Genomic DNA, 11,090 nt, shown 5'->3' on the forward strand with positions numbered 1-11,090 from the left:
TTGGAACCCTGGGGCGGCAGGCTCCGCCACGGTGAGCAGGCCGACGCCGTCGAGGCTGACAGTGATGGTGCCGCCGTCGTCGTCAACCGCCAGGTCATGCCAGGAACCGGGGACCATGTCCTTGCCGGGCAGCCGCTCCTGAGCTGCCTGGACAGTCTGTTCAAGGTGAGCGGTGGCAAGCACCTCGGTGTCCGGAGCCGCGGCAGCGGGAATGTCCCAGGCCGGGGCGCGCCGCAGGACGACGTTGCCTGCTGAATTCAGTTCCAGCAGGAGCCCGGTTCCGGGGCCGGTGCTGCGCAGGAGCAGTCCGGCCCAGCCCATCGCCGGCTTGAGGCGGGCTTCCACCCTGACCTCGCGGACCGGAGCGCAGGGGAGTGGCAGGAAGGGGGAGCCTGCCACCCGCAGGGCGCCGTCCAGGATTTCCAGGGGAGCCCGGCCGCCCGGTGCACGATGGATCCAATCGGCGGCCCACCCGTTGTGCGAGAGTCCGGTGCTGAAGTGGCCGGGCCCGGACCAGGATCCCTGGCGGCCGGCGGAGTCACGCACCCGGACCCGCCAGCTGTAGTCCGCGTCTTCGGCCAGATCAGGGCCCAGGTATGGGACGTTGGCTTGCAGTCCGGAAGGGACCGGCCCGGAGCACCAGACCTCCGTCCCGGCCGTGTCTTCGACGGCAATCTCGTAGCCGGTCTGCCGGGCAGCGGCAGGGTCAGCGCCATCCGGCTGGGTCAGTTGCCAGCCGAAGACTGGCTTGAGGGATGCCGTCAGGCAGTTGGCGAGGCCGTCGGTCAGCAGACCTGCAGCGGTCAGCGCGCCCACGGAAGGCCCAGTTCCTTGAAGGTGGCATGCTCACGCGTGGCCCGCTCCAAGGCGTCTTCAATCCCCACGACGACGGCGTGGGCGGCATCGCCCACGCCGACCCACTGGACGTACTCGCTGCCGATCAGTGCCGGCAGCGGTGCGGTCCGGATGGCTTCCAGCACCAGCATGAAGGCTCCGCTGTCCAGAAGGGGGCTGATCAGCCGGGCGCCGTCCAGGCGGTGGGCAATCAGGTTCCCGGTGAGATCGTCCCGGCCGAAAAGCTGCTCACTCTGTCCCTCTGCAGTGGTGACGGTCAGGCGGTCCTCGGTGTAATGGAACACCGCCTGGCCTTCGGAGCCCTGCAACGTCACATAAGGCTCCACCGACTCGGTGGCGCAGATGGTGAGTGCGCAGGTGACCGGCAGCCCGGCGGCCGTGCGGATCCGGATGACCGAGGTGTCATCGGATTCGATGTCGTTGGCGCGGTAGAGGTCTGTCTCCACCGAGGCGACGTCGGCCATGGTGCGGGCACCGGCGATCCGCAGGGCAGTTGCCACTGCGTGGGCCAGCGGATTGGTTGCCACGCCGTCAACCACGTCAACGCCGTCGATGCTCCGTTTTCCGGCCCAGCGGGATCGCTTGTAGTAGGCCCGGTCGCGGACCCACCGGCCCGTGGCCGAGATGCCTTGCAGCGTGCCGATGGCACCGCTGGCCACCATTTCCTCAATGGCCGCCAGCGCATGTGATCCGAGGCTTTGGAAGCCGATCTGGACGCTCCGCCCGGACTTCCGGGCAGCCTCGCAGAGGGTGTTGAAGTCCGCCAGGGACGCCACCGGCGGCTTTTCGAGATAGAGGTCAGCCGCGGTTGCCAGGGCGGCCAGGCCAAGCGGCGCATGGGTCTGGATGGGGGTGGCCACGATGATCACGTCAGGGTCCGGAGTGGCGGCCAGGAGTTCGGTGAGCCCGGGATAAACGGCGGCTGTTGCCGGCACGGATCCGGGGGCCGGCGGCTGGGGATCGGCCACTGCCACGAGCTCGACGACGCCGGCCGCCTGCAGCCGCTCAAGGTTGCGCAGGTGGTGGGTGCCGAAGCCGTGGACGCCTACCAGCGCGACGCGCGCCGTCCGGCCTTCCGCCTCCACCGGTGTGGCCTGGACAGGATCTGCGCTGAGGGACTGTGACTCGGCGTCGGTGCCGGCTGGCGTTCCCATGGGTCTCCGTTTCTGCCCGCAGGCACAAGAATCTCAGGCTCCGGCCGCGAGTGACCGCGGCGCAGGGACAGCTGAGGCGGGTTTCTGAAGCGTCAGTAGCCGCGTCCCCAAGTGCGATGCCCTGGCGTCAGGATACCCGGTTCGGCAAGCGCTTTCCATACCCAGTGTGGACTATGCCCGCCGACTACGTCCAGTAATGTAACGATTCAAAATTTCACTTGACGTGTCCGTCGCGAGGGGTCTAGGTTCTGAGAAACCGATTACTTACGTGACGCGGCCCACTTCTGGAACCGTTTCTGCAACGATGGAGAACCGAACGGAGCTTTGCCATGCTGACTGGAACTTTCAGCGCACGTGCCTACTCATTCTTCGACACCCTGCTGTGGATCGCCTGTTTGAACCTGCTCTGGATTCTCTTCACGCTCTTGGGCCTGGGCGTCCTGGGAGCTGGCCCGGCCACGGCTTCAGCCCAGATTCTGGTCAGGCGCCGGTCCCGCGGCGAGGCCGCTCCGCTCCTGAAATCTTTCGCGCGGGAGTACCTGGCGAACTTCGCGCGTGCCAACGCACTGGCTTTGCCCGTGATGGCTGTGGCCGTTGTCCTGGTGATGAACTGGGACTACGCTTCACGCGCCGATGGCTTGATCTCTGAGCTCATGGCGGCCGGCACCTTTGCGGCAGCCCTCTTCCTGGCCGCCGTGGCCTGCTACCTGTTCCCCCTGTATGCCCGCTATGAACTCCCGGTGGCCCAGTATCTGATGACCTCGTCGCGCTTTGCGGTCCGTCACTTGGCCGGTACGGTCATCCTGTTGTTCGTCAGTGCCGCGGCCGTTTACGCCAGCCGGACACTGCCGGGGCTGGTCCCGTTTTTCAGCATCGGCGCCTGGCTGTACGTGACCGGCTGGCTGTGCGACCGTTTCTTCACCGCCAACGACGAGTCGGTGGCGGACCTGGTTCCATCCCCGGAGATGTCCGGCCTCCGCCCGATGCAGCAGGGGGCACCCGTTGCCTGAGCTTTCTGAGGAACGGCTTTTTGACGGCCAGCTGTTTGACGGCAGCCTTCTCTATGGCGCCGCGGTCTATCCCGAGGTCCTCGACGCCGCCACCTTTGAGGCCGACGCTGCCCACATGGCCCGGCTGGGCATGAACACGGCCAGGCTGGGTGAGTTCATGTGGTCCGCCCTGGAACCGGACGACGGCGATATCCGCCTGGACATCCTGGAACGGGCCCTCGACGTGCTGGGCACCAACGGAATAAAAGCCATCCTCTGCACGCCAACCGTGACGCCGCCCGTCTGGCTGACCCACGGCCACCCCGGACGCCTGCACCATACGGCCGGGGGCACCGCCCTGGGTCACGGCTCCAGGCAGCACATCTGCACGAACAACCCGGTTTTCCTCGAAAAGGCTGAACGGATCACGCAGGCCCTCGCAGCCGCCGTCGGGAACGACCACCGGGTGGTTGCCTGGCAGTTGGACAACGAGTTCAAGTCCCACGTGGGCGGCTGCCACTGCCCAACGTGTGCCGGGCTATGGACCGAATGGCTCACCGCCAAGTACCAGGAGGTGGAGCTGCTCAACGAGGCGTGGCATTCCGCGGTCTGGAGTGAAACGTATCAAAGATTCGCCCAGGTGCCCCTTCCCGGTCCCACACCGTTCCTCCACAACACATCGCTGGTCAATGATTTCGGGCTGTTCAGCCAAGAGAGCATCAACCGGTTTGCCCGCGAACAGACGGACATCATCCGCACCCACAGCAGCCTGCCCGTGACGCACAACAGTGGCTTCGGCTTCGACCTGGACAACGCAGCGCTCTTCGATGGCCTGGATTTCTCCAGCTTCGACACGTACCCGGCCGCGGACAACCATTCCGCATTCCTGATGAACCTGGACTATTTCCCGGGGCTGGCGAAGTCCCGGCGCACCGTCCTGATGGAGACCAGCCCCAGCCACGGCGGCTCTGTGCAGCATTACGGCGTGCCGCACCCTCACGGCTTCGTCGAAGCTGAGGCCTTTGCCACCTACGCTTCAGGCTCCGCCGGATTCCTGTTCTGGCACTTCCGCCAGCACCGTGGCGGCAGCGAGCAGGCGCACGGCTCTGTAGTCAGCGCTTGGGGCCAGCCCACCATCGGCTACAGCAGCGCCGAGGCGATCGGGGCAATGCTCCCCGCCATGAAGCCACTACTGGACCACAGCAGCCCGGCCCGGCCCGCTGTGGCCGTCCACTATTCGGACCATGCCAAGGCATTCCTGGCGGCAGAAGCGGGTGACGGTGCCGGCTACCGCGGCCTGATCTCCGCGTTCCACGCAGGACTGGTCCGGGCCGGTATCCAGCGGTCCCTGCTACCCGTGGAAGCCACCCTCGCCGGCGTCCGTGTCCTGTTTACGCCGTTCGTCCACCACCTCCCTGCACAGGACCGGGAACGGATCCTTGACTGGGTCCACGCCGGCGGGACCTGGGTCTGCGGACCAGGCACCGGCGGCCGCACGGAACACCACACGTGGCACGCTGACTCCGCCCTCGGCGGCCTGGAAGCCGCCGCCGGCGTCGAATCCATTTTCCAGTTCCCGGCCACCGGCTCAGGTTCCCGGGGCAGCATCCTGGGACGCGACGTCGTCCTCTCCCGCATGAGCACTTTCTTCCGCCTGCCGGAAACTGAATCACCCCGCGCTGCCACCGCTCTGGGAACGGTCACCGCAGGTCCCGCGGAGGGCCTCGAGTTCGCCACCGAACGCCGGATCGGTGCGGGCCGGATGATCCTGCTGGGCGCCTACCCCGGAAACGGGGGACCGGACGACGACGGCGCGGCGCTTGCCGCCGTCGTCGAGCATGCGTGCGCCGGGGTACTGCCCACCGTGCGCACCGCCGGCGGCGCTGTGGCGGATTACCCGCGCTGGCGCAACGGCCGGCTTCAGCACTGGCTGGTCAACATGGGCGGTGAACCCGGCACGTTCACCCTGGCCCGTCCCGCGCGCAGGCTGCTGGCGAAGGAGGATCCCCCTTCCGCAACCGGCACCCGCCTGGGTCATCCCGCCATCACGCTGACCGCTGGCGTACACACCCTGGGGGCCTACGACTACGTGGTCCTGGAAGACATCAAAGAGGAGCGCTCACTGTGAAATGGCTTGAACAGGCACCCCGGATCGATACGGCTGTTTCCTATGGCCGGCCGTGGACCGAGGGCGAACTGGCGCCGACCAACGTGGCGGACATCCGGCTCGCCGATACCGCGCTGGTCCATGAGGCCAGGCCGCTGGCTTTCTGGCCTGACGGCAGCGTTAAGTGGACTGCCCACGCCGTGGTGGTTCCGGCCGGAACAGATGCAGGTGATCTGGAGCCGGTGCCCGCGACGGGCAGGGCCGCAGCCACCGCTGTGGCGCCCCGGCTGCTGGCCACCCGGGAAGGTGACGCCATCCGCGTGGACACCGGCGCTTTCGCCGTGTCGGTTCCGGGACCGGCCGGGAACACCGGGGACGCACTCACGGGCCCGTTTGTGGCACCGGACGGGCGGCACCTCGGCGACGCGCTTCGCCTGGTGGTGAGTGCGCCGGACGCAGAAGTGAGCCTTGCGTCCGCGGGCATCGAAACCCCGGGGGCTGTCCGGACTGTGATCCGGATTGAAGGATCGGTGACTGCGCGTGGAACGGAGTTGCTCCGGTTCATCATCCGTCTGGCCTTCTTCGCCGGCCAGCCCACCCTGCAGGTTACCCAGACCCTGCTGTTCCAGGATGCGGCAAAGGACCGGCTCATCAAGGGCATCGGGCTGCGGCTCGAGAGGCGCCTCAGCGGGGACCTGCTGAACCGCCGCGTCAGCATCGCGGGGGACACCGCTGTCTACACCGAACCCGTGCAGTCGCTCTACACGCGGCCGTTCAGCGGCGACAACCCTGACTATGCACGCCAACTGGCCGGCCAGGCAGTCCACGAGACACCTGGCACCGCGGCGCTGTTCGCCGTCGGCCGGCAGAACGCCGTGTGGTCCGCATTCCGGGTCACGCAGGAATCGGAGGACTACTTCCGGCTGGAGAAGCAGACCGCCGCCAAGCTGCTGCCCGTCCGGATGGGCAAGGGCCACCGCAGCCAGGGCCTGTTGTATGCCGGGGACACCACCGGCGGGGTGGCAGTTACCCTGCGCGGGTTCTGGCAGAAGTTCCCCGCGGCCCTGGAAGTGGACGGTATGGCAGGGGATACCGCGTCCTTCACCGCGTGGTCCTGGGCCGAATCGGTGGAGCCCATGGACCTGCGCCATTACTCGGACGAATGCTTCGTGCCCAGCGCCTACGAAGGCTTCGACGAGCTGCGCTCCACCCCGGAAGGTGTAGCCAACACCTCGCACATTTCCTTTGACTTTGTTGACGCTTCACCGTCCAACGGCTGGCTGTGGGAGCTCGCCAGCGAACGCCAACTGCCGGCCCAGCCGGTCTGCTCCCCGGAGCTCTACTACTCCTCCCGCGCTGCCGGGACCACGTGGGGGCTCCCGGAGACGGTTCCGGCCGGGGCTGCGGTGGAACAGCGGCTCGACGGCTTGGTCGATTTCTACACGCAGGAGGTTGAGCAGCGCGGCTGGTACGGCTACTGGAACTTCGGCGACTTTATGCACAGCTATGACCAGTACCGCCACCAGTGGCGTTACGATCTGGGCGGCTTCGCCTGGGCCAACAACGAACTCGCGCCCAACATGTGGCTGTGGCAGTCCTTCCTGCGCACCGGAGATGCCCGGGCCTTCCGGCTCGCCGAGGCCATGACATGGCACAGCGCCGAGGTGGACCGGCACCACTTCGGCGAATACTCGCAGCTGGGCTCCCGGCACAACGTGGTCCACTGGGGCTGCGGCTGCAAGGAGGTCCGGATCAGCATGGCCGGCCTGCACCGGTACTACTACTTCCTCACCGGCGACGAACGCATCGGGGAACTCCTCACCGAGGTGCGCGACGCCGAACACGCACTGGACCGGCTGGACCCCATGCGTGAGTTCTATGAGCGCACCCCGGAGCGGACCCACATCCGGATCGGCCCGGACTGGTCCGCGCTGGTCTCCAATTGGTTCAGCGAATATGAGCGCACCGGCGACCCCCAGTGGAAAGACCGGATCACCAAAGGCATCGGCCAGCTCGAGGCGATGCCGCACGGGCTGCTGTCCGGGCCCACCGTTGAGTTCGACGCCACAGCCTTGGACCTGCACCACATGTTTACCGGCACTGCGGGCGGCTTCCACATGATCATCGCCTTCGGTGCGCCGCAGGTCTGGCTGGAGGTAGCCGAGGCACTGGACCACGAAGGCTTCCGCCGTATGCTGGCCGATTTCGGCAGGTTCTACGCTCTCCCGGAAGAGGAAAAGCAGCGCCTGACCGGCGGCGCCCTGGATGACACCCACTTCAGCTGGCCGTCCATGGCCACGGGAATGATGGCCTACGGCGCCTGGTACTACCGGGACGAGGAACTGGCCGCCAAGGCGTGGGACATCCTGCTCGACAATGCGGGCGGCGGACTCTCAGCGCCTTTCGCCGAATCGCTGCAGCACGCACAGACCTGGCAGCCCGTCGTCGAACACCCCGCCATCTCCACCAACTGGGCCTCCCAATGGGCCCTCAACGCCACGCTCTGCCTGGAACTGATCGGCCCGCCGGGCAGTCCGCGCTGGGCCAACCACCCCCAAAAGCTGACCCGCACCGCCACCTGAACTGACCTGCACCAACCGAACTGACCTGCACCAACCGAACCAAACCGCCCGATTCAACCCCGAAGAAGTGGACAAGGAACACCATGATTAACAGAAAACTCAGCCTGGCCGCCGCCGTCGTGACCGCCACGGCCCTGACCCTGACCGCCTGCAGCGGCGGCGAAGCACCGGCCGCGGACCTGACCCAGGTCAGCATCATGGCCCCCTTCCTGGAGGCCCAGCCGCCTGGTGCCGATGGCGCCGTCCAGAAGAAGCTGGAAGAAATCACCGGCAAGGACGTCAACATCACGTGGACGCCCAACGCCTCCTACGAAGACAAAATGAACATCACCCTGGCCTCCTCCGAAATCCCCCACGTCATGGTGGTGCAGAGCAAGTCGCCGGGATTCGTCAAGAACGCTGAAGCGGGTGCCTTCTGGGACCTGACCGACAAGCTGGACAACTACCCCAACCTGAAGACCACCTTCCCTGACATCCAGCAAAACGCGAGCATCAACGGCAAGGTCTTCGGCGTCTACCGCGGCCGGGCACCCATGCGCGCTGCCGTGATGTTCCGCCAGGACTGGCTGGACAAGGTGGGCATGGAAGCGCCCAAAACCACCGAGGACCTGTACAAGGTGGCGAAGGCCTTCACCGAACAGGATCCGGACGGCAACGGGCAGGACGATACCTGGGGCATCACCATCCCCAAGTGGGGTGCTTTGGGATCCAACAGCCCCTATGACCTGATCGAGGAATGGTACGGCGCCGGCAACCGCTGGACCGAGAAGGACGGCAAGCTCATCCCGAGCTTCGAAACCGAGGAATTCCTTGAGGCCAACCGCTTCGTCAAGAAGATGGTGGACGAAAAGCTCATCAACCCGGACTTCGCCACTTTCGACGGCACCAAGTGGAACGAACCGTTCTTCAACGGCAAGGGCGGCATCATTGTCGACGTCGACTCCCGGGTCAGCGTGCTGATCAACCTCTTCAAGCAGGCAGACCCCAACAACTTCGAGAACAAGGTCGGCTTTGTCGGAAACCTGGAAGGCCCCGACGGCGAACTTCACGCCCACCCCACCGACGGCTACTCCGGGTTCCTGGCAATCCCCAAATCCAGCGTCCGCACCGAAGCCGAGCTGACCAAGGTCCTGGAATTCATCAACACCCTGAACAGTAAGGACGCCGCAATACTCCTCAACAACGGTATTGAGGGCGTTAACTTCGCGCTGGAGGATGGCGCTGCTGCCCCGATCAAGCCGGAAACCCCTGAGGGCAAGGCGGTGGCCACCGATATCAAGAGCTACGCGCAATTGGGAATGAACGTCGCCGGGAACAGCTTCTACCCGGTCAAGCAGGCTTCCGAGTACGAGCAGCAGGTCTTCGACAAGCGCGTTGAAGTGATGGCAGAGGATCTCAAGAGCGCCGTCTACAACCCGGCAGCTCCCTACGTCTCGGCCACCTACGTGTCCAAGGGCGCCCAGTTGGACAACATCGTCGCTGACGCGCGGATCAAGTACCTGGCCGGCCAGATCGATGAGCAGGGCCTGAAGGACGCCATCAAGCTGTGGAACACCAGCGGTGGCGACAAGGTCAAGGAAGAGATCAACAAGCTCTGGCAGGACAACAAGTAGCATCCGCCCGGCGCTGCCGGCCGGCCCCAAGATAATTTACGGGCCGGCCGGCAGCGGACCATCACCACCAGAAAGGAGGCCTGCATGTCACAACTGACAGACGCCCTGGCCTCGAACATCGGCGCCGGCGACGGTGCGGGGGCGGAACCCGGCACGGCCCCAAAGCGGGGCGGGAAACCACCCAAGGCTCCGAAGGTCCCGCGCGGCAAGTTCTCCGTCCACTTCGCGCATTACAAGTGGTTGTATCTGCTCCTCCTTCCTGGCGTGCTGTATTTCGCGGTGTTCCGCTACGCCCCGATGTATGGCGTCAGTATCGCGTTCAAGGATTACGTCCCGTTCCTGGGCGTGAACGCCAGCCCGTGGGTGGGGTTCCAGCACTTCCAGGATTTCTTCTCCAACCCTGACTTCGCCCGGCTGCTGGGCAACACGCTGATCCTGGCGTTCCTGAACCTGGGCATCGCGTTCCCGCTGACCATCGTGCTGGCTTTATTGCTGAACGAGGTCCGTCTCTCGATCCTCAAACGCACCGTCCAGACCCTGGTTTACATCCCGCACTTCCTGTCCTGGACCATCGTGGCGTCGCTGAGCTTCCTGCTCTTCGCACTGGACTTCGGGCCGCTGTTCCTGTTCATCAACAACGTCCTGGGCACGGACATCGACTTCCTGTCCGATCCTGCCTGGTTCCGGCCGCTGATCATCCTGCAGGAGATCTGGAAGAACACCGGCTGGGGGACCATCATCTTCCTTGCCGCCCTGGCCACCGTGGACCAGGACCAGTACGAGGCAGCGATCATCGACGGCGCCGGCCGGTTCCGCCGGGTCTGGCACATCACCCTGCCCGGGATCCGCTCCACCATCATCGTGATGCTCATCCTCGCGATCGGGCAGATGCTGAACACCGGCTTCGAGCAGATATACCTCATGACCAACGCCCTGAACAGGTCCGTGGCCGACGTCTTTGACACCTACGTGTATTTCGTGGGCATCACCCAGGGCGCCTACTCCTACTCCACAGCGGTGGGGCTGTTCAAATCCCTGGTGGGCATCGTGCTGATCTTCGGCACCAACGCCCTGGCCAAGCGATTCAACCAGAGCGGACTGTTCTAATGAAGATTCACAACACCACCGGCGGGCGGATCTTCGACGCCGTCAACTACGTTTTCCTGACCCTGATCGGCATCGTCACCCTGCTGCCCTTCGTCTACGTCTTCGCCGGCTCGTTCGCCACCGAAGCCGAGATCACCCGGCGGGCCTTCTTCGTCTGGCCCGAACAGTTTTCCCTGGGCGCCTACGAGTACATTTTCTCCACCCAGGCGTTCACCCGGGCCCTGATCACCACCGTGCTCGTCACCGTGGTGGGGACTGTGGGGCAACTGATCCTGACCGTCACCATGGCCTACCCGCTGGCCAAAAGGAACCTCCGCGGCCGGCAGCTGATCCTGTCCCTGGTGGTCTTCGCCATGGTGTTCTCCGGCGGCATGATTCCCACGTTCCTGCTGGTCAAGGACCTGGGCCTGCTCAACTCCTACTGGGCGCTGATCCTTCCCGCGGCGATCAACCCGTTCAGCCTGATCATCATCAAGAACTTCTTCCAGGAACTCCCCGCGGAGCTGGAGGAATCCGCCAAGATGGACGGCGCCACCGAAGTAGGGATCCTCTGGCGGATCCTGCTGCCGCTGTCCAAACCCGTCCTGGCAACGTTCGCCCTCTTCTACGCCGTGGGGATCTGGAACGACTTCATGTCACCCTTGCTCTACCTTTCGGACAACTCCAAGTGGACCCTGCAGATG

6 protein-coding genes and 2 pseudogenes are annotated in these 11,090 nt (G+C 65.3%); 6 read left to right on the forward strand and 2 right to left on the reverse strand.

Annotated features, from left to right (window positions below; genetic code table 11):
• Both DBR22_RS24570 and DBR22_RS14725 read right to left on the reverse strand, forming a co-directional pair.
• Positions 1 to 816 (reverse strand): annotated as a pseudogene (locus tag DBR22_RS24570) (family 78 glycoside hydrolase catalytic domain); the annotation flags it as partial.
• A pseudogene (locus DBR22_RS14725) lies at positions 807 to 2,009 on the reverse strand (Gfo/Idh/MocA family protein); the annotation flags it as partial. The pseudogenes DBR22_RS14725 and DBR22_RS24570, both read right to left, overlap by 10 nt.
• Positions 2,010 to 2,338: 329 nt before the next feature.
• Between DBR22_RS14725 and DBR22_RS14730 the strand changes: the two are divergent.
• The 6 genes from DBR22_RS14730 to DBR22_RS14755 all read left to right on the forward strand — a co-directional run.
• Positions 2,339 to 3,019: a YesL family protein gene (locus DBR22_RS14730; protein ID WP_108599641.1), complete on the forward strand. Its 681-nt coding sequence runs from the start codon at positions 2,339 to 2,341 to the stop codon at positions 3,017 to 3,019.
• Positions 3,012 to 5,126, forward strand: coding sequence for a beta-galactosidase (locus DBR22_RS14735; protein ID WP_108599642.1), 2,115 nt, complete (start codon positions 3,012 to 3,014; stop codon positions 5,124 to 5,126). The genes DBR22_RS14730 and DBR22_RS14735 overlap by 8 nt, the downstream gene beginning before the upstream one ends.
• Positions 5,123 to 7,687, forward strand: coding sequence for an exo-rhamnogalacturonan lyase family protein (locus DBR22_RS14740; RefSeq protein WP_108599643.1), 2,565 nt, complete (start codon positions 5,123 to 5,125; stop codon positions 7,685 to 7,687). The genes DBR22_RS14735 and DBR22_RS14740 overlap by 4 nt, the downstream gene beginning before the upstream one ends.
• Before the next feature lie 83 nt (positions 7,688 to 7,770).
• Positions 7,771 to 9,300 carry an extracellular solute-binding protein gene (locus DBR22_RS14745; RefSeq protein WP_108599644.1) on the forward strand — a complete coding sequence of 510 codons (1,530 nt, stop codon included), beginning with the start codon at positions 7,771 to 7,773 and terminating at the stop codon, positions 9,298 to 9,300.
• An 84-nt stretch (positions 9,301 to 9,384) separates the two neighbouring features.
• Positions 9,385 to 10,407, forward strand: a complete 1,023-nt coding sequence (locus DBR22_RS14750; protein WP_258229221.1) for an ABC transporter permease — start codon at positions 9,385 to 9,387, stop codon at positions 10,405 to 10,407.
• Positions 10,407 to 11,090, forward strand: a 684-nt coding sequence (locus tag DBR22_RS14755; protein ID WP_108599645.1) for a carbohydrate ABC transporter permease, incomplete at its 3' end; no start/stop codon positions are given. The genes DBR22_RS14750 and DBR22_RS14755, both read left to right, overlap by 1 nt.

Origin of the sequence: Arthrobacter sp. HMWF013, from assembly GCF_003061105.1 — a bacterium.
In the GTDB taxonomy this organism is placed as follows: Bacteria; Actinomycetota; Actinomycetes; order Actinomycetales; family Micrococcaceae; genus Arthrobacter.